Source organism: Komagataeibacter melaceti (assembly GCF_003403295.1).
GTDB classification, from domain to species: domain Bacteria; phylum Pseudomonadota; class Alphaproteobacteria; order Acetobacterales; family Acetobacteraceae; genus Komagataeibacter; species Komagataeibacter melaceti.
Genome location: NZ_QUWV01000126.1, coordinates 1 through 291, shown reverse-complemented (window position 1 = coordinate 291; position 291 = coordinate 1). Strand labels below are relative to the sequence as shown.

Sequence of the window (291 nt, the reverse complement as noted above, 5' to 3'; positions counted from 1 at the left end):
CGAAGTTCTGATCCGGTCTCAAATGCGTGCAGGTAGACACATTCGTATTTCAACGACCGCCACAGACGCTCGATGAACACGTTGTCCAGCCAGCGCCCACGCCCGTCCATGCTAATGCGGATCTGACGTTCTTCCAGGATACCGGTAAAACGGGGCGTCGTGAATTGTGAGCCCTGGTCCGTGTTGAAAATCTCCGGGGTGCCGTAACGCATCAGCGCATCCCGGAGTGCCTCAATACAGAACTCCGCGTCCATCGTGTTCGACAGACGCCAGGACAGCACCTTGCGCGTG

1 protein-coding gene is annotated in these 291 nt (G+C 57.4%); it reads right to left on the bottom strand.

Features of this window, described 5'->3' with window-relative positions:
- On the bottom strand, positions 1–291 hold a 291-nt coding region (locus DY926_RS13070; RefSeq protein WP_148707790.1), incomplete at both ends, for a DDE-type integrase/transposase/recombinase.